16 protein-coding genes are annotated in these 18772 nt (G+C 40.6%); 6 read left to right on the forward strand and 10 right to left on the reverse strand.

Going from position 1 to position 18772, the window contains the following annotated elements; all coding sequences use genetic code 11:
- Positions 1 to 127: 127 nt before the first annotated feature.
- Both V7K76_RS31470 and V7K76_RS31475 read right to left on the reverse strand, forming a co-directional pair.
- Positions 128 to 2803: a DNA polymerase III subunit alpha gene (locus V7K76_RS31470; protein ID WP_334777268.1), complete on the reverse strand. Its 2676-nt coding sequence runs from the start codon at positions 2801 to 2803 to the stop codon at positions 128 to 130.
- Positions 2804 to 3510: 707 nt separating this feature from the next.
- Entirely contained in the window at positions 3511 to 3660 is a 150-nt protein-coding gene (locus tag V7K76_RS31475) for a hypothetical protein (RefSeq protein WP_334777269.1), read from the reverse strand.
- A 120-nt stretch (positions 3661 to 3780) separates the two neighbouring features.
- Here V7K76_RS31475 and V7K76_RS31480 point away from each other — a divergent pair, with 120 nt between their 5' ends.
- On the forward strand, positions 3781 to 4524 hold the full coding sequence (locus V7K76_RS31480; protein WP_334777270.1) for a peptidoglycan-binding domain-containing protein: 744 nt from the start codon (positions 3781 to 3783) through the stop codon (positions 4522 to 4524).
- A 62-nt stretch (positions 4525 to 4586) separates the two neighbouring features.
- Here V7K76_RS31480 and cobO read toward each other — a convergent pair whose 3' ends face one another.
- The 3 genes from cobO to V7K76_RS31495 all read right to left on the reverse strand — a co-directional run bounded on the left by cobO (position 4587) and on the right by V7K76_RS31495 (position 8325).
- Positions 4587 to 5264, reverse strand: coding sequence for a cob(I)yrinic acid a,c-diamide adenosyltransferase (gene cobO / locus V7K76_RS31485; RefSeq protein ID WP_334777271.1), 678 nt, complete (start codon positions 5262 to 5264; stop codon positions 4587 to 4589).
- 1117 nt (positions 5265 to 6381) lie between these two features.
- Positions 6382 to 6837 (reverse strand): GFA family protein, encoded by a 456-nt coding sequence (locus V7K76_RS31490; protein ID WP_334777272.1) that lies wholly within the window; start codon positions 6835 to 6837, stop codon positions 6382 to 6384.
- Between the two features lie 219 nt (positions 6838 to 7056).
- Entirely contained in the window at positions 7057 to 8325 is a 1269-nt protein-coding gene (locus tag V7K76_RS31495) for a plasmid pRiA4b ORF-3 family protein (protein ID WP_334777273.1), read from the reverse strand.
- Positions 8326 to 8519: 194 nt separating this feature from the next.
- Between V7K76_RS31495 and V7K76_RS31500 the strand changes: the two genes are divergently transcribed.
- The 4 genes from V7K76_RS31500 (at position 8520) to V7K76_RS31515 (ending at position 12081) form a co-directional block, all read left to right on the forward strand.
- Positions 8520 to 9056 carry a nucleotidyltransferase family protein gene (locus V7K76_RS31500; RefSeq protein WP_334777274.1) on the forward strand — a complete coding sequence of 179 codons (537 nt, stop codon included), beginning with the start codon at positions 8520 to 8522 and terminating at the stop codon, positions 9054 to 9056.
- A 255-nt stretch (positions 9057 to 9311) separates the two neighbouring features.
- Positions 9312 to 9446, forward strand: coding sequence for a hypothetical protein (locus V7K76_RS31505; RefSeq protein ID WP_334777276.1), 135 nt, complete (start codon positions 9312 to 9314; stop codon positions 9444 to 9446).
- Between the two features lie 475 nt (positions 9447 to 9921).
- Positions 9922 to 10584 carry a nuclear transport factor 2 family protein gene (locus V7K76_RS31510; RefSeq protein ID WP_334777278.1) on the forward strand — a complete coding sequence of 221 codons (663 nt, stop codon included), beginning with the start codon at positions 9922 to 9924 and terminating at the stop codon, positions 10582 to 10584.
- A 264-nt stretch (positions 10585 to 10848) separates the two neighbouring features.
- The gene (locus V7K76_RS31515; RefSeq protein ID WP_334777279.1) at positions 10849 to 12081 is read left to right on the forward strand and encodes a DUF4336 domain-containing protein; all 1233 of its coding nucleotides are present in this window, start codon (positions 10849 to 10851) and stop codon (positions 12079 to 12081) included.
- A gap of 133 nt (positions 12082 to 12214) precedes the next feature.
- On the opposite strand, the gene V7K76_RS31520 is transcribed toward V7K76_RS31515, so the two are convergent.
- Positions 12215 to 13549 carry a GTPase family protein gene (locus V7K76_RS31520; RefSeq protein ID WP_334777280.1) on the reverse strand — a complete coding sequence of 445 codons (1335 nt, stop codon included), beginning with the start codon at positions 13547 to 13549 and terminating at the stop codon, positions 12215 to 12217.
- A gap of 84 nt (positions 13550 to 13633) precedes the next feature.
- On the opposite strand from V7K76_RS31520, the gene V7K76_RS31525 reads away from it, so the two are divergent.
- Complete coding sequence (locus tag V7K76_RS31525) at positions 13634 to 13876, forward strand: hypothetical protein (RefSeq protein ID WP_334777281.1); 243 nt, start codon at positions 13634 to 13636, stop codon at positions 13874 to 13876.
- A gap of 129 nt (positions 13877 to 14005) precedes the next feature.
- On the opposite strand, the gene V7K76_RS31530 is transcribed toward V7K76_RS31525, so the two are convergent.
- The 4 genes from V7K76_RS31530 to V7K76_RS31545 form a co-directional block, all read right to left on the reverse strand.
- Complete coding sequence (locus V7K76_RS31530) at positions 14006 to 14317, reverse strand: type II toxin-antitoxin system RelE/ParE family toxin (RefSeq protein WP_334777282.1); 312 nt, start codon at positions 14315 to 14317, stop codon at positions 14006 to 14008.
- Positions 14317 to 14544: an addiction module protein gene (locus V7K76_RS31535; protein WP_334777312.1), complete on the reverse strand. Its 228-nt coding sequence runs from the start codon at positions 14542 to 14544 to the stop codon at positions 14317 to 14319. The genes V7K76_RS31530 and V7K76_RS31535 overlap by 1 nt, the downstream gene beginning before the upstream one ends.
- A 221-nt stretch (positions 14545 to 14765) precedes the next feature.
- Positions 14766 to 17399 carry a PAS domain S-box protein gene (locus V7K76_RS31540; protein WP_334777283.1) on the reverse strand — a complete coding sequence of 878 codons (2634 nt, stop codon included), beginning with the start codon at positions 17397 to 17399 and terminating at the stop codon, positions 14766 to 14768.
- A gap of 424 nt (positions 17400 to 17823) precedes the next feature.
- On the reverse strand, positions 17824 to 18522 hold the full coding sequence (locus V7K76_RS31545) for a rhomboid family intramembrane serine protease (RefSeq protein WP_334777285.1): 699 nt from the start codon (positions 18520 to 18522) through the stop codon (positions 17824 to 17826).
- Positions 18523 to 18772: the final 250 nt, after the last annotated feature.

Below are 18772 nucleotides of genomic sequence, written 5' to 3' on the forward strand. Positions count from 1 at the left end.
CTGCTGACTCAATCCGTTCATGTAATGCTTGTGTTAGCGTTTTAATATTCGTCTGAAGACGACTATGTGAAACTAGTGAACAATTAAACCAAGTTTTTTCTAGTCCTCTTCTAGAGGACTTGCACCATTAGACAGGGAATTCTATTCCCTGGCGCTCTGGTTGGTAAACCAATGAATTTGGCAAACCCTCAACCCGCATCAAATCTAATTCGCGTTCAAATATTTCATCAATTGGCAACATTTGACCATCAACAGTCATAAATTTATGGTCTTTTGTTGCCCGAATTAATGAACCATCTTCCAAACAATACTCAAATACCTCTTGTTCGCCGCGATCGTGCCACTGTGCTACAGGTTGCGTGTAAATATTCCCATGATTATCAACACTATACACACTGCATTCAATGCTTTTTTCGACAATTTCTCCAATCGGCAGCAATCCATATTCTACGGTTAATATTTCTGTGTCATAGCTTAAACAATATTCCGCAAACTTCAACATTTGCTCAAATAATTCATCCGCAACTTTTTTCTGCACGCCATTTTTAGCTGCGCCATCCACGAATTTTTCTCGCTGCTTTTGCATCTCCGAAACTTTCTTTTTACCCATCGCCCGACGCAGCAAGTCAGCTTGTCCTAAAGAATACCCAGCCATATCTTGAGCAATTTTCATGATTTGCTCTTGATAGACCATAATTCCATAGGTTTCGTCTAATATTGGTTCTAGAACTTGGTGTTGATAATCAATCTTTTCTCGACCATGTTTGCGGTTGATAAATTTAGGAATTAGTCCTGCATCTAATGGGCCTGGTCGATAAAGTGCCAAAATTGAAGAGATATCTTCTATATTAGAAGGTTTCAAATCTCGCACGATCTGACGCATCCCAGAAGATTCTAGTTGAAATATCCCTTCTAGTTCACCTGCTTCTAATAAATCATAAGTTTTTTGGACATCTTTTGGTAAAGTGCTATGCTCACCTTTAGCTAATATCCTCTGGGCTTTTCTTTCCTGGCGGGGAATTTCATCAGGATCAATCCGATATCCTTTCGTTTCTTGAATTAAATCAACAGTTTTTTGAATCAGCGTCAGGTTGCGTAAACCCAGAAAATCCATTTTCAACAAACCCATTGATTCCAGGTCTTCCATGAAATATTGGGTAATTACAGAACCGTCATTATTTTTCTGTAATGGGACAATTTCATCCAGTGGATCGGCGGAAATTACTACACCTGCTGCATGAACACCAAAGGTTTTGTTAGTTCCTTCAATTCGCATCGCCATATCAAGCCAATGGCGAACATGGGGTTCTTTATCATATTTCTCTTTAAACTCTGGTTCTGGAGTTTGATCGGAAATCATCACCTTGAGTTTCGTTGGCTTCCCCCGTACTACAGGAATCAATTTCGCCATTTTGTCAGCTTCCCCGTAGGGAATATTTAATACTCTGGCGACATCTTTTAAAACTGCTTTAGAAGTTAGGCGGTTAAAAGTAATAATTTGGGCAACTCTATCTGCACCATATTTCTCGGTGACATAATCAATAACTTTATCCCGTTGTTCAATACAGAAATCTGTATCAATATCAGGCATAGATTTACGTTCTGGGTTCAAGAAACGCTCGAATAGTAACCCATGATGTACGGGGTCAATATTAGTAATTCGCATTGCATAAGCAACTAATGAACCAGCCGCCGAACCCCGACCTGGCCCTACGGGAATATTATTATCTCTAGCAAATTTGATGTAGTCCCATACAACTAAAAAGTATTTGGAAAAACCCATCTGCTGAATCATTTTCAGTTCGTATTCCAATCTTTCTTTATAGACGGAATCGACTTCCTGGCGAGATTTGCGATTTAATCGTTCTAAAAGTCCACTCCATGCAACATCTTCGGCGTAAGTGTCAGCAGTATGACCAGGGGGAATGGGAGGTGTAGGAATCTGAGGCTCACCCATAATATGGTAAGGCTCGACTTTATCAGCGACTTCTTCAGTAGTAGCGATCGCTTCTACAATCACATCATCTGGTAAATGGTCACGAAATAGTTGCCGCATCTCTTCACCAGACTTGAGATACTCTGTACCGCTATAGCGCATCCGCTTATCTTCAATAATTAATTTGCCAGTTTGAATACATAGCAAAGCGTCGTGGGCTTCAACGTCAAAACAAGAAATAAAATGTGAATCATTAGTCGCAACAATTTTAATTCCTAGTTCCCGCGCAATTTTGACGATTTCAACATTCACAATCCGGTCTTCTTGAGAACCGTGGTCTTGGATTTCTAGATAATAATCATCACCAAATATCTCTTTATACCATTGTGCAACTTTCCGGGCGGCATCTGGTCTATTACTGAGAATCGCTTGGGGGACTTCTCCACCTAAACAAGCGCTGGTGACAATCAAGCCTTCATAATACTCTTTTAATAAATCTTTATTAATACAAGGTCGAGAAAAAATTCCTTTACCTTGAACACCTTTGAGGTGAGAAATTGTAGTTAATTTAACTAAATTTTTGTAACCTTTGGTATTTTTAGCTAAAACAACTTGATGATATTTGGGGCGGCGTTCTTGTTTCTCAATATCGCCGTTAATTACATACATTTCATTGCCGATAATCGGCTTAATATTTTGACTACGGCAGATTTTGATCAGTTCAACGGCTCCATACATGACACCATGATCGGTAAGGGCGATCGCTTTCATCCCCAGTGCGATCGCTTGATCCACCAACTCTGGTAGTTGACTTGCCCCATCGAGCAAACTATAGTCGCTGTGAATATGTAAAGGAACAAAGGACATAAGCATCTCCAACCACAAGCCAAGATACCTCTAGAGGCCTACCTTGTGGTATACCCTTTTGAGCTAGATTTTGCAAAGCAACGAAATCTTAGAGTGAACTACTCAGACTTGCCTACGGCTGAAGTCTGGGCTTCCCAATTCATCGGGAATAGCCATCAATTACTCCGTAGTTTTTTTTTGGTCTTACATTCCCTCCAAGGGCAGGAGTCCTGGTTCCCAAGACCCAAATCTTTTTCTTCTCCCAAGGGGAGACGCCAAAGGCGATGCAACATATACCTCCACCGCTTGGTTTCGCTTGTGGCATTGATGGTCAAGACAGTAACCACCTTACCAGAAAAACAAGTAGGATTCGTCATCCATCCAGAATTTGTTTTTACTTGAGTTTTAAATCAATTCCAGATGTAAGGGACTTCCAGAAAATAAACTATTCCATTAAACAATAATGATAATCATTTTAAAAGGGATGAAGGGGCTACTGACGGCCATAGGTGTCAACTTAAGCTGGAAATAGCTTATCTGTTGGCTTCCATGCCCACCCGGAAATAAATGAGTAATGAGTAATAAGTAATAAGTAATACTCATTACTCATTACTTATTACTTCAAAAATAAATTTCTTTGGCTTTTAGCTTAAGTCTACTGAAGTAGACTGGAGATTTTTGGCGATATTTAGTCATCTTCAGATGACTTTCGCTATTATACGGGAATTTCAATTCCCGGCGGACAAGTGATTTCGCGTTAAGTTGACACGTATGACAGCTGTGCTGCCCTGCTGCGTAGTATCATCAATAGTTGAGAATAAGCGATCGCGATCGCCCTTTCTTTTTCTCGGTGTGTAGTCGCCTACGCCAAACGTCACACATCATCTTTTGGAACGCCTTGCAAACAAGAAATGTTAGATTTATTTATTTCTACTTACCTAATTTTTGTAAACCAAGATACATTAAATGGTAGTTTAATCGCAAAGGAACCAAAACCTATGTCCGTTAGTAGCCCTGAAGTCATCCGTCATATATTGATTGGGCTAGGATATTTAGCTCCTGAGATTGATCCTAAGCCGGATCTCACTAAATTTGCTCCCTGGAAGCGGAATAACAACTCCTTGACAGACGATCCTACTGAAGAAGCTATTAAAAAGTTTCAGAAACAGTACCCACAAAAACTTACGGTTAATGGTAATGCTGATACTGATACTAGAACTGTAATGGAAGATACAGTCAAAGGGCTTCAGAATAGATTGAAGTTTCACCATTTTGCAACCGATGCTGAAATTCCTCCCGACAAGCCTTTTTATGGCCCAGCTACTTATACCGCAGTCAAAAGATTTCAGAAATCTCAGGGTTTAACTGAAAATGGTATTGCGACTATTGAACAGCGTCAAATTCTACAGCAACCGAGTCTCACAGATAAGCCCCCAACTCCGCCTCAGTCACAACTCAAGCTGATAGATTTGTGCTTTCAATTCAAAAAAAATCCTCAAAATCCTTCTTACATTGCAGCGTTAAATAACTTACAACAAAATTTACCCAAGGATGTTTTAAACAAAGTTACTAACAAATGGAGGGGAACAAACGATCAAAACCCTGAGATTGTCAAGCTGACAAATCTTTTTACTTATTATGATGACAACAATGCAAATCATCGTGATGCACTAAATCACTTACAAAGTCAGATTACCCCAGCCATCTCTCAAGCATTTTTAAATCTCTGGAATAAGAAGTAAACAAATACAGCAGAATTCAGAATTCAGAGTGGATATTTGCGATCGCAATTCTGATTTCTGATTTAATACTCAATTCCCGGTTGTGCTTTCACACCTTGATCGCGGAAAGGGTGCTTAACTAGGGTCATTTCGGTTACTAGGTCAGCACGTTCAATTAAAGCCGATGGTGCGCCTCTACCTGTGAGAATGACGTGTTTGTTAGCAGGTTTTTGCGCTAAACCGGCTAAAACGTCTTCTACTGGTAAGTAAGCCATTTTGAGGGCGATATTGATTTCGTCTAGCAACACCAGATGAAAGTCTGGGTTGCGGATGTATTCTAATGATTTTTCCCAAGCGGCGCTAGCTTTGTCAAGATCGCGATCGCGGTCTTGAGTTTCCCAGGTAAAGCCTTCGCCCATTGCGTGAAATTCTATCTGGTCTTCCCAATAGCTGAAAACCCTTTTCTCAGAAGGTTCCCAGCTACCTTTGATGAATTGAATGATCGCTACTTTATACCCATGACCTAGCGATCGTAACACCATCCCTAAAGCCGCAGTGGTTTTACCCTTGCCGTTACCAGTATTTACAATAATTAACCCTTTTTCTGGTACGGCTTCTGCTATGCGCTTGTCTTGAACTTCTTTGCGTCGCTGCATCTTTTTGCGGTACTGTTCATCAGTCAGAGACGAAGACATTACCTCATCAATCAAGCGCCCAATTTCTTGGTCTGAGTTCAATTCTTGTGGTGTATCGTTTTTCATCAAGCTTGTCTAAAAATAACTGTTAAAAGTGTTGAAAATGAACCAAAATCGTCTTAATTATCCAATTTCACCTAAATTACTTGATTGGAAATGTCCAGTAAGTCTTCATCTGAAATATTCATAATGTGTTAGCTTTATTAATGATTTGCAGACAAGTAGAAATATAATATATATAATACACAAACTGAACTTATAATTTGAGTTTACTATTACTGTTTTAAATATTTTAATATGTTCATTAAAGTAGTTTACCAGTAAAAATTTATCATTATCACCTTTGCTACAGTCGTGAATTAGACTATAGGACTAGTACCGCAAGGCGGAATTCAAAATGACGCTCGTTCGCGTAGCGTGTCGCAGACAAGACTCGCTTGCCGCCGGCGCTAACAAAATTAAAAATTCAAAATGAATACAGCGTAAGGTTTTCAGGGATTTAGAATGGTATATCTATTTACGCCGTGCTGTACTAGTATTTGATTAGTGTATTTAGACGTAGGTTGGGTGGAGCGGAGCGCAACCCAACAGATATCAGGATGTTGGGTTACGCAAAGCCTCCATCCAACCTACAATTTTTTTGGGAGCATCCCAAATGTGCAAAAACCTTGATAGCCCTCATCCCCTAACCCCTTCTCCCATCTTTGGGAGAAGGGGAACTAGAATTATGTCTCCCCTCTCCCAAAGATGGGAGAGGGGCTGGGGGTGAGGGAAAATATTTAAGCAAAATTGGGATGCTCCCATTTTTTTGCTTATGCAAAAACTCTCTGAAACTCCTATTCCGAATGGCACTAAGAAAAGCCCAAAAGCCTGTGTAGCCTCGTTCCCAGCGTCCAGGCTGGGAATGTATTCCGAGAGGCTCCGCCTCTGGTCAAGAAAGAGGAGGCGGAGCCTCCCAGAATGGGTTCCCAGCCTGGAGGCTAGGAACCAGTCAGCGCAAGGGCTGTATCTTAACTTAGTGCCATTCCTCCTATTCCTTCGTGTGCTTTGCGTCCTACCCTACGGAAAGCCGCTCCGCGTCTATGCGGTTTGTTTTTTCATGATTTTGCGTAAGTGCTGTCAGGGTTAAATCCACGTCTGAAATGTCTTTAATTTTGAATTTTGAATTTTGAATTTTGAATTGTTAAGGATGTTGTTGTTTCCATTTTTCCCATAACGGCTGCGTATCCTCTGGTTGACCGTCATAGTTGAGTAATTGGTCTGAAATTATTACCCATGACTGGGCACTACCTGTCCAAATGTTACCCACTGGGCGTAACCAACTTGTATCATCTAAGGTTCCAGCTTTGATATTGATGGTATTTGGTTTGTAAGTTCGTTCATGGAACAATCGCGTTCCGCAGTCGCCACAAAACAGGTTATTTACTTCACGTCCGCTATCATTTTTCCGAGTCCAAGCTTTCGGTTTTCCCTGAACAATTACAACAGCATCTCGTAATACTGTAAGAGACATTCCAAAAGCACTAGACGATTGTTTTTGACACTCCTTGCAGTGGCATAGGTAAAGTGTTAATGGTTGGGCATGAATTTCATAACGAATCTGTCCACATTGACAACCTCCAGTATATGGAAGACTCACAAGTTTTATCTCCTGAAAATTTGTGTTGCCTGATTGTAACTAAAACTGTCTCTGTCTTAAAGCGGGTTTTGCTAGACACAAACAGAAGACACGTGGACACGATTCTCTACGCGTCCCTAAATCCCTCTTATTAGACATCTCCAGAAATAAATATACGTTACCCAGAACCCTTGTAGAGACGTAGCAGTGCTACGTCTCTACATTCTTTTTCGGAGATGTCTATTCTTCATCTTCATCCGATTCATCATCCTCACTCCAATACTGTTGAGGTGCATTTCCGTGAACATCTAAAATCTTAGCTTTTTTAATTTTCTTATCAGGTGGATTCATTGCTTCTAACTGTACATCAAATTTCCAGTTGTCACCAAAATCATAAAGATAGGTCATTTTACCACCTGGTTCTAGAGATAAATCACCAATTTGCACTTGGTCTGCAAATGGCGGTGTTTCCATGTAGGCATGACCGATTTTTATGATGCGACCAAAATGGTCTTTATAACTAAATTCGTATAGGTGATCGTAATCAAAATCAAAAGCATCAAGAATTATCTCTGCTAACCAGCTTAATGGTTTATTTGCTGGTATCGCAATGCGTCGCCAAGCTTTAGAAAGGGACACTTTAAAAATATAAATACCATCCGTGAAGCCTTGCTTAGGAACAAGTAAATTATGCTCCCATTCTGGAAAAAATGGTTGTAAATGTGACTGTAGTTTTCCAAAAGTTACATTTACATCATCCTGTAATTCTCCTCGTATACCCAATGGGAAAAGTAATTGCAACAGAGCATCACCAAAGGGTAAGCGTTGTAAACTAGTAATGCGCCACCCCTTGCCTTCTTGTGGTTTACCATGTTTGATAGATAACAATCCAAATAACTCTAACAGGGCAACATTATGTAGACCGGGGTAATAACTAATATCGTGTTGGTTTTCATATTTAGGAAATTTTAAACCTTTATCTGGGACGCGGGGCCAAAGCTGCATACATCTAAATAAATTCCCTAATGAATCTTGATGTTCGCCCAAAATTTCGTTATTTCCCCAAATCAACCAAGCTTCTAATAAGTTGAAATAACGTTCTGTTAAGTTCAGGTTTGACCAGGATTGTAAAGTTGCTGCGTCTAAAACTAAAACCTGCTTTTTCCCTTGGGATCTAATTTGGGCTATTCCAGAACTGCGTAATAACAGATATAGTCCATTAATGTAGGGGTATGATTTCTGTACGGGGCGTTTGAGTTTAGTTTCAATTGGGTGACTTAACCGAGAATTAACTTCTGATAGTACTTTTAGCGGTAGAAGGTTATTAACACTACTAACTTCCACTCCGTTTGGTTGCAAGAAATCTATCAGGGTTTGAAAGTCATGCAGAATCGTACCGGGTTGATTTTCATCAATACTGAGTTCTTGTAGGAGTTGTTGTTGTGACTCTGCAAGGGTTGGCAGTTCAGGATTGAGTGTGCGTTCTAGTCGCGCAAATAAATCTTCCATAAATAAAAATTATTAATTATCAATTCACAATTTAACCTTCGTGTAACCTTGTTTTCTTTATACTATGACTTCAGCAGTTATCCTCAAAAAGATTGACTTGCCAAGTGTCACAGCAGGACTATCAACACCGTAAGTTTCATGAAATGTGAATGATAATATTTTCACCTTTTACTTGACAATCCCAGGCATTTAATATGAATAGTAACACTCGCCTACAGATGATTTTAGCTGATACACGTATTAATACAGTATTACCTGCGATCGCTCAACTAAATCTACCTAACTGGTGGTTAGCTGGTGGTGCAGTCCGAAACACCGTTTGGTCTGCAATTTTTGGCAATGATTGTGGGTTAGGTATTAAAGATTTTGATATTGCATTCTTTGATACAGAGGGAAACCGTTCCCAGGAACAAGTAGCAAAGACAACCCTCACAGAAAAATTTCCTCATGACGAGTTTGATGTTAAAAATCAAGCCAGTTTTGCTCGTTGGCGACTTGGCAGCAGACCTTATACTAATACAGAGGATGCGATCGCAGATTGGCTGCATACTGCTACTGCTGTGGGAGTTCGACTAGATGCCCAAGGCCAATGGCAATTTTTCACACCCTACGGGTTGGATGACCTATTTGGTGGCATTATTCGACCGACACCAACGCATACTCATAATATAGACGCTCACAATAAGGCCTCTAGTTTTTTACAAAAGTGTCCTTATCTGCGGTTGGTGTAAAAATTACAGTCAGATTTTAGCCACTACTTTCCGTTACCAGGCAATAATCGCTTTTTAATATACAACCCTTGAGTACGGAATCCCAGTGTTAATAATTTTCTCCTGCTGGGAATAATTAAACTAGAACCCCTTTCACGATAGAACGGGGGTGATGCTAATTTTATAACTTTATAATCAAAAATCAATGCCAAATCGTACTGGATATCAAATCAACTCGACTCTCCACGAAGGAATTCCAACAATGACGAGGAAAGGATGCTGCCAGTTCATCAGCAAGTAAATAACCTTTACACAATTAACCATTTATTTGTTAATAAGCTAATGCTTTTTTACATATTTGGAGACTATTTTAAAGCTGTAGAAAATGCTGCGATCGGTAAAGTTAAATAGTCATTGGTGCTAATGACTAATGACTAAATCGGCGTACGGCTATCCTGGACACCCCTCTTTTTGGGATGGGATTACCGCCGATTTTCGTTGAGGAGTTTATCATGAATCTTTTAGAATTGCTATAGTAATTCTATTTAGGGCTTACTGAAAATTGGTAAACTAAAATTCATTTTGCTATTACTAAAACTATCTAAGTGGTAACTTTATTACTTAATCAAATCAACACAAACTTAGTTGCAATTAACACCTCTAACTTACTAATTAACTGTTATAACTAATTGTATACATCAAATCTTGTACGTACTAGTTTTTTCATTTACTAGAAAATAGATTTTCTAGCGAATATAAAATATCATTCCTAGCAAAATCTCCAAGCATTTCAGCCAGGTTTTATTGGCTAAAATTATTATCCAAAACTTTAGTTTTGGCTACAGTACAAGATGCGAAAATTGTAAATAATTAAGGGAGTAATCTTGTGGAAAAAAGAAGAGAAAATGGGGGAATAGTTTCCAAGGCTATTTCGTTCCTGTTAAATCGTATAACTTTGATTGTGCTTGCAGTCACTCTTGTGCTGTTTATTGGTGGTAAATTTGAACTAGCAAGTGCATCTCAACCTAACGCGGAACTAGAAATTCAAAAATTAACATCCTGTTACTCGCTAGGAACTGACGCTATTGGTAGAGGAAATCTCCAAGAAGGCAAGAATATTTATCGGGATTGTTTTACTCAAGATGCAGTTCTCACTGTCATTTCCCCTGATGGGACAACTCAAACAAGTTATGGGACAGATTCTTGGGCAGATTTTGTCTATTCAGTATTCCAAGGAAATGGTTATACAGCTACTCAACACTTGATAGGTACAATAAACATTTCAGTTGAGAATAATAAAGCAACGATTACCTCTTATCTCCATGCTACTCATAAACGTTCGGAAACTAGCATTGATGTAGCTAATGGCACTTATGAAGATCAAGTTGTTAACAGAAATGGAGGCTGGAAAATTCGTAATCGTACCCTTAAACTCATTGATTTCTTGAATCTCAGTTCGCCAACTACTGCTTCTTCAAGCACTAATGCCCGAAGCACTAATTCCTCACTCAGGTTTGTAAGACCAAATTTACCTCGTTTAAAAGAATAATTCTTCAGTATACCCGTAAGGGCACGGCAGTGCCCATTAGTGTCAACTTCAGAGGATAAAGCCCAAATTTGTTGAGTGTAAGCGTCAATCTCAAGGGTGGCGCTTACGCTTACATCAAAGATATTACGAATTACGAATTAAGTTAGCGAAGTGGGACATAACCCATTACGAATTGGTATTGTTATCTCAACAATTTGCTAAACTCCAACTTTAGGAATAACAAATAAAAACAATTTGAGCAGGGAATTTAGAGAGGGTTGCAGAGTGGCTGATGATGAACCCATAGTCAATACACAACAGATTTACCCAAGGGATTTTTCCTGGGGATTATGGCCTGTTTTGCCACTCTACCCTTATGGCAGGCGGCAGACAATCCGTAAAGAAGTCCTTAAGGACACAATCTGGAATTTTGACCAGATTCAGGGCATTTTCTACGTTGTTGTCCCGATTCGCATGACTGTTGTCAAACTCGAAGCTGGAGGTCTTCTCGTTTACGCGCCTGTTGCGCCAACTCCAGAGTGCATCCGGCTTGTGAATGAGTTGGTGGCAAAACACGGTAATGTTAAGTACATTATTTTGCCAACAATCTCTGGTATAGAACACAAGGTTTTCGTCGGCCCCTTCGCCAGATACTTTCCAACTGCACAGGTGTTTGTGGCTCCCCATCAGTGGAGTTTTCCGCTAAATCTACCCCTTAGCTGGCTTGGCTTACCCCCAAAACGAACTCAATTACTCCCAGAAGATAGTCGCAAAACACCCTTTGCTGATGAGTTTGATTATGCAATGCTTGGCCCCATCGCTCTTGGGGCTGGTCGATTTGCGGAAGTTGCTTTTTTTCACAAGCGATCGCATACTCTTTTAGTAACAGATTCCGTGCTTTCGATCCCAGAAGATCCACCTGCGATCGTTCTATTAGATCCATATCCTTTGCTATTCCATGCCAAGGATCGTGCTTCTGATATTGTTGCAGACATTCAGGAAAATCGCCGTAAGGGATGGGGGCGGATCTCGTTGTTTACTTTGTACTTCCAACCAAGGGCACTAGAGATACCCCAATGGAGTCAGGTGTTGCAAGATGCCCTGAAAGCACCAGAACGCTCAAGAAAAGCCTATTTTGGATTGTATCCCTTTAAATGGCATCCAGATTGGCAGCGATCGTTTGATGCTTTGCGAGGAAATGGGCGTTTGTTTGTCGCCCCAATTTTACAGACATTGATTCTGAACCGCGCACCCAAAGAAACCATTGAGTGGGCTGATAAAGTTGCAAGTTGGGACTTTGAGTGGATTATTCCCTGCCATTTTGATTCACCGATTAAAGCCGAACCGCAGCAATTTCGCCAAGCTTTCTCTTTTTTGGAAAAGCAACCTGCTATCAGTGAAGGTTTGTTGAGTAGTAGTAGCTATCCTTTGCCAGAGGAAGATTTTAAAACACTTAGAGAAATCGATGCAGGTTTAAATAAGTTTGGCATTGTGCCAGCAGCCAAGGAGAAGGTGTAGGCATAGATCAATACGCTTGGGTTACAAGACGCGATAAATCGCCGTCTCTACAAGTGTTTTGGCTAATTAGATTTTATTACCCCTTCAGTTAATTACATAAGTTGAAGCAGCCAACTCAACATCTAAAATTTTCTTAACGTTTGATTCCCTTAAACCGTTCTTGCGCCGCCTGAAACGCTTCTTGCATCACCAACTGAATTTTCTGGGGATCGGGTTTTTTACCTCCCATTAAATCACCAAAGTAAACGCAGGCTGCTTCCCCTAGTGCCCAAGTATAAGCGGCTGCCCAAGAGGCAGCGATCGCACTCCCAAAACCTGGTATAAATTTAATTAACTCCCGTGCAATAGCTTGTGCTAAAAAACCACCTGCGATCGCACTTACAACACCTCCCGCCTGAGATGGCGTAATTGTCTGCCCATATAATTTACCCAATAGTCCCACCATTGATACTTGCAAGGCAGTGAGTACGGGCATTGTGGCAAATGGCAGAGGTACAGCAGCGAGGGTAGCAGACATAATCGCAAATGGCAAAATATAACGGCGTGCAGCATCTCGGTAGAGGTTACTAATTTGCTGACCTACTTCTTCTCGATCTAATAGCTGATAAATTGCCTGGGCTTCTGCCTGTGGAAGGAGTTCTGCTAAGGAATCTCGCAGTGCTTCTAAGCCGTAAAATACCGGATTGTAGCCATCTTCTTCTAAGGTAAAGTCGATGAGTACAGAGCGATCTGTTATTCCTGCGAAGGCTTGTTGGATTGCGGCAAATGGGCGATTGACTTCCTCATAATCTGGCGGATAGGTGGGATGATCGGCGGTATCGGCAGGATAAACCTCATGTAAGGAAGTAACTACCAGCAGACAGGGGATGTCTGGATACTTCTGGTGTAGTTGTTGAGCAATTTGTCGTAGAGTTTCAGTTGCAAAATCATTGATTTTAACGGTCAAAAGGAGGATTCTGGCGGAACGCGTTTGCTGTTGTAAATCGCCAACTAACTCCTGAATGATTGTTTGAGTATCTTGTTTAACATCACCCAATCCCACCGTATCAGTAAAAATCAGTAACGGCAGGTCATTGGAAGGATAAGCATAGCGCTGGGTGTGTTGCGTATGAGGACGAAATCCCTGACCGATAATTTCGGCAGAGACTCCCGTCAACCCCCGGACAATTGAACTTTTTCCGGCTTGGGGTTTACCAATTAGAAGGGCTTCTGTAGTTGGTAGTTCGGCTCGGATTTTCTCTAAAATCTCTGCAACCTGAGTTTCGCTGACGCTAAACCATTCTACAACCGTCTGTGCCACTTGTTCTACGGGTAGGAGTTGCGTTAGACGTGTTGTTGCTTTGTTCCAGATACCACCAAGGCGGTTTGTCCAGGAATTATCGACCGACTTGGTAATCGTTTTGTTGGTCGGTTCGCTCAATTGCTGAGAATCGGTTGATGGTAAATCAGCATCACGTTGCTCAGTCATTTTCATCCAAACCTAGAAGACCCTTTTACTAATCTTATAGCGATTCTCAAAGGGATAACTAGTACCTTTAGTAGTGTTATAAATATGAGCGATCGCGTTTTGAGGGCTGACAATGCGATTGTTTTACCTGACAATGCGATTGTTTTACCTGACAATGCGATTGTTTCGCTTGACAATGCGATTGTTTTGCCTGACAATGCGATTGTTTTGACTGACAATGTGATTGTTTTGACTGACAATGTGATTGTTTCGCCTGACAATGCGATTGTTTCGACTGACAATGTGATTGTTTCGGTTTGCACTCCCCGGAGTGTTTTTGAGGCTTAACTAATGACCAATGACTACTTGATCAAATCAGCGATCGCTTTCACCAATGCATCTGGATCTACTGATTTGGAAATATACATTTAAAATCTTGCTGTTGATTCATTTTTAGAAATTTATTTCGAGTTTATTTTATCCATCCGATGGTTTCTCTGTGAGGCGCTCTTTCCAGTATCCCGGTTCACGACTACAGTGCATTACCGCCAAAATTAAAACGCGATCTTCCTCAATAGTGTATAAAATTCCATAGGGAAATTTGCGCGTTAGACATCGACGAATGTCTTCGTCAACAACAGCCCAACGAGTCGGTGACTGGATAATTCGGAAAATTGCATCCTCAACCGCATTAATAAATGCTTGTGCTAATTCAACCCGGCGCTCTGCGTAAAACTTGACTGCTTCACCGTATTCACTCAATGCTGCTGGATGAAAGACGTATTTCATTACTCCAAAAGTTGTCTTACTCTAGCTAACGCTTCCTCTCCAGGAATGGGTGAAACTGCACCACTACGAACTTCGTCTCTACGCTTCTTGGCTTCATCTGTCCACAGTGTTTGGAGTGTTTCGTCTACATCAAATTCAAGACTTTCAACCAGCTTTTCTGCCAACAATGCTCTCGCTGCACTGGGCAAAGTTAAAGCTTCTTTCATAATCTGCTCAACAGATACCATAATTCCTGAAAGCATAAGGACTATTCAGAGTCTAACAGTAAAGCAGATTTGTAGGTTGAATTTCGTTCCTCAACCCAACCTACCCCGGAGTGTTTTTGAGGCTTAACTAATAGACATCTCCAGAAATTAAAGATGCGTTACCCAGAACCCTTGTAGAAACGTAGCAGTGCTACGTCTCTACATTCATTTTCACCAGATGTCTAATGACCAATGACCAATGACTACTTGATCAAATCAGCGATCGCTTTCACCAATACATCTGGATCTACTGGTTTGGAGATATGCATTTGAAATCCTGCTGCTAGCGCCTGCTGTTGATTCATTTCTCCTGCATAAGCTGTCAGCGCGATCGCTGGTACGCTTCCTCCTTGTTGAGGCGATCGCGATCGCACTTCCCGCATCAGCATATAACCATCTGTCTTTGGCATTCCAATATCACTAATTAAAACATCTGGTATCGACTCAGATAGTGCTTGTAGTGCTTCTTGTGCTGATGCTACGGCGGTTACTTCTACACCGTAATCTTGTAAAATAAAGGTAATTAAGTCGCGGATATCTGGTTCATCGTCTACCACTAAAACTTGAGTGTCCGCAAGGAGGGAGGATTCAGACTCAGAAGATAAAGACTGATTCTCTTCACCCCAAACCTGTTCGCTTCTGATTAAAAGCGGTAATTCAACAGTGAAGGTTGCACCTGCTTGTTCTCCAGGACTTTCGGCTTGAACTTTTCCCCCATGCATTTCTACAACTTTACGCACGATCGCTAATCCTAAACCTAGTCCGCCAAATGTCCGCGTAGTTGTGCCATCAGCTTGGCGAAAGTAATCAAACACATAAGGTAAAAAATCTGGGATAATTCCCTTACCTGTATCGCTGACCTGAATTTGAATCTGATTATCAGCTTCCATGAGTCGAATTTCTACGCGTCCGCCTGTTGGTGTAAATTTTACCGCATTAGAAAGCAGGTTCCACACAACTTGTTGCAGCCGATTTGGGTCGCCCATCACTTGTCCTAAACTGGGATCAAATAAGGTCTGAATTTGAATTGACTTAGCTTCTGCTGCTAGTCGTACCGTTTCTAGTGCTGCTTCAACTACCATTACCAAGTTTACTGGACAGACATTCAAGTTTAATTTTCCTTGGAGGATGCGAGACACATCTAACAAATCTTCAATTAGCTGGGTTTGTAATTTGGCGTTGCGTTCAATGGCTTCTAAGGCGTGGTTAGTAGTTTTGTCGTCAAATTTGCGAGTCCGCAGCATTTTCGACCATCCCAGGATGGGGTTGAGTGGGGTTCGCAATTCATGGGAGAGAACTGCTAGAAATTCATCTTTAATTTTGTTGGCGATTTCTGCTTGTTGGCGTGCTGTCCTTTCGCATTCGAGGAGGCGATCGCATTCTTTTTCTGCTAGTTTGCGATTGGTAATATCTAGTACAAAAGCAACACCATGTTCTTGAGAGTCATTCAGCAGGGCCACCCCCAAGACAATTGGTACTCGCTTGCCGTTGCGATGGATGTACTCTTTCTCGTAAATTTTGGAAACTCCAGTGGTTTGCACCTCTAAAATGGCGCGATCGTCTAAATCTTTATACTCAACAGGAGTAAGTTCTCTCCAATTAATTTTACCTAAAGTGGTAAACTCATCACGAGTGTAGCCAGCTAGTTGAAGAAAGGCATCATTAGCATCAATCACTAATCCATCTACAGTCCAAAAAGCGACTCCAATAAGGTTAGATTCAAACAAACGCCGAAATCGTGCTTCACTTTCACGTAATGATTTTTCTGCCCGTTTATGTTCGGTGATATCACGAGAAACAGCAATTACGCCTTCAATTGTTTGGTCAACATTGCGTAATGCAGTGAGAATATATTCATAATAATGAATGCCATCAGCAGCAATATATTTACACTCATCTTTGAGCGGCTGCCCAGTTTTCATTACAGCTTTTCGTTGGTTATCTACCTGCATTATGAGGTCTGGAGGTAAATCCAATTCTGGCAAAGTTTTGCCGATAATATCTTGGGGTTTTAAGCCTAGTATTGTTGCACCATCACGACTAATATATTGATAACAACCTCTACGATTAAAAATATAAATATGATCGACGGAGGCAGTAAGGATAGCATTTAAGATATTTGCCTGTTCTTGGACTTGGGTTGTTAGTTCGCGAGTGCTTTCTTCTGCCTGCTTGCACACAGTAGTTTCCATACAAACGCCGATCATTCTTACTGCTTGACCCCCATCGTCATAAATAAATTTTCCCTTAGCAGAAATCCAATGTACGCTTTGGTCTGACCGAACTATGCGAAATTCATCGTTGTAGTCAGTTTTGTGTGTCAAAGCGTGAGCGATCGCCTGCATAACAGATTGCTTATCTTCAGGATAAACGCACTTTTGAAAGGTCTCGTAAGGCCCATCGAAACTACTTGGGATTAGACCAAAAAGCATTTCATAATTTTCAGACCAGATTACTTGATTGGTAACAACATTCCAATCCCACAAGCCCATCTCAGAAACATCTAGAACTAGCCTCAGCCGTTCTTCACTCTCTCTTAAGACTACTTCTACTTGCTCTCGTTTGGCAATTTCTTGTTGAAGCTGCTGTAGAATCACTTCCACATTTGTTGATAGATTGATAGTGGATGTGTCCTTATCAATATGCAGATCGACAACTGGAATATCAGGATTTCCTACTTCTTCTGGTAGATTTCTTTTTAATTCTATTAATTCTTGCTCAAGCGCTGCTTGCCTTTGCTGATAAGATATCTCTGATTGCTCTAACTCAGCTACACGCTGCCGCAAAACTGCTAATTCATCAGTGAGTTGAAAGTTAATTTTATCAACATTTGGCATCTTGTACACCACTCATACTTAATAACATCGATTTGAAGAGATGTATGCCCTAATACGCTTGGGTTAAGGGCTACTGGCAAAAATTTTGGGTTTCGAGACGCGATAAATCGCCGTCTCTACAAGTGTTTTGTTCCTAAATCTGAACTATATTGAGGTATGTCCTAGTTTGATCTATGAATTTTATAGATGAAAATTCAATCCATCAAAAGGTATATAAATACTTTAAAAGTCAAAATTTAAAATATTATTACAGCAATCATTTTGTCTATTAACGATATGTTTCTTTAAGCAAAACCAAGATATTTCAGCCAAAAGATATATGTGAGTTCCAATAACTGTAGGTTAAGCACTGCCACAAATATAAAAATAGAGGTTTTCGGCATCAGTCAATAATGACCACGCTACAAAAGTAGCTAAAGAAAATTTATTTCTTTAATCGCATGAAAGCTGCACCTATTAATAATGCCACTACTTGCCCCCAGAAAACAACACCCGATTGATTTACGCCAACAGGAGGAATATTTAAGCTGCCGATACCATAAAATAATTGTTGTCCAAACCACCAAAATATATAGAAAAAGGCCGGTACTTGGATAGGGATATACAAGATTATTAACGGCAAAATGGTGTCAATTTTAGCTTTAGGAAACTTCATAACATAAGCTCCTAAAATAGCTGCGATCGCACCATTTGCCCCAATCAGTGGTACTGTCAAACTCGGTTCAGTCAGAATTTGTAATACCTCTGTAATCACGCCAGCAGCAAGATAAAATCCGAGATAGCGTTTGTGTCCCAGAATATTTTCTACAGTTTTCCCAAAAACCCATAAAAATAGTAGATTTCCTAATATTTGACTAAAACTGCCGTGCAGAAATATTCCAAAAAGTAGCGAAAATGTTCGCCAAATTACAATTATCCAAGCAGCATTGTTGAAGAAGAGTGCATTTGTAATTGCCCCACTAATCTGCGCTGGAATTACACCCCAACTATTGACAAAATAGCCCAGTTCATCATTAAATTCTAGTTTAAGTTCCCATAAAAACACAGCCAGATTAATGCCAATCAACCAATAATTAATAATCGGCTTACTTCGACAACGAATATTATCACTAATAGGAATCATATAGATTTGGGGTATTGGGCATTGGGCATGGATAAGAAACAAGGGAGACGGGGTAGACAAGGAAAAGACTTGTTCATAATTCCCCCTTGTCTCCCTTGTTCCCCTTGTCCTCTTTATGAAAAGAAGTGAGTTTAAAACCGTACTTCGTCCCGCTACGCGCTTTCGCCCGCAAGTGGCGCGTTCGCGGTAGCGTTCGCACGAGAAAGAATCATTGTTTCCCAAGGGTTGTTGAAACCCCACCCGCAAGTGG

The sequence above is a fragment of the Nostoc sp. genome (assembly GCF_036917975.1).
Classification (GTDB): domain Bacteria; phylum Cyanobacteriota; class Cyanobacteriia; order Cyanobacteriales; family Nostocaceae; genus Nostoc.

What these genes read in the sequence shown, in the direction of transcription:
- V7K76_RS31470 (WP_334777268.1), bottom strand. Translation starts at nt 2,803, where the DNA reads ATGTCCTTTGTTCCTTTACATATTCACAGCGACTATAGTTTGCTCGAT.
- V7K76_RS31480 (WP_334777270.1), top strand. Translation starts at nt 3,781, where the DNA reads ATGTCCGTTAGTAGCCCTGAAGTCATCCGTCATATATTGATTGGGCTA.
- cobO (WP_334777271.1), bottom strand. Translation starts at nt 5,264, where the DNA reads ATGAAAAACGATACACCACAAGAATTGAACTCAGACCAAGAAATTGGG.
- V7K76_RS31495 (WP_334777273.1), bottom strand. Translation starts at nt 8,325, where the DNA reads ATGGAAGATTTATTTGCGCGACTAGAACGCACACTCAATCCTGAACTG.
- V7K76_RS31500 (WP_334777274.1), top strand. Translation starts at nt 8,520, where the DNA reads ATGAATAGTAACACTCGCCTACAGATGATTTTAGCTGATACACGTATT.
- V7K76_RS31505 (WP_334777276.1), top strand. Translation starts at nt 9,312, where the DNA reads ATGCTGCCAGTTCATCAGCAAGTAAATAACCTTTACACAATTAACCAT.
- V7K76_RS31520 (WP_334777280.1), bottom strand. Translation starts at nt 13,549, where the DNA reads ATGACTGAGCAACGTGATGCTGATTTACCATCAACCGATTCTCAGCAA.
- V7K76_RS31525 (WP_334777281.1), top strand. Translation starts at nt 13,634, where the DNA reads ATGAGCGATCGCGTTTTGAGGGCTGACAATGCGATTGTTTTACCTGAC.
- V7K76_RS31530 (WP_334777282.1), bottom strand. Translation starts at nt 14,317, where the DNA reads ATGAAATACGTCTTTCATCCAGCAGCATTGAGTGAATACGGTGAAGCA.
- V7K76_RS31535 (WP_334777312.1), bottom strand. Translation starts at nt 14,544, where the DNA reads ATGGTATCTGTTGAGCAGATTATGAAAGAAGCTTTAACTTTGCCCAGT.
- V7K76_RS31540 (WP_334777283.1), bottom strand. Translation starts at nt 17,399, where the DNA reads ATGCCAAATGTTGATAAAATTAACTTTCAACTCACTGATGAATTAGCA.
- V7K76_RS31545 (WP_334777285.1), bottom strand. Translation starts at nt 18,522, where the DNA reads ATGATTCCTATTAGTGATAATATTCGTTGTCGAAGTAAGCCGATTATT.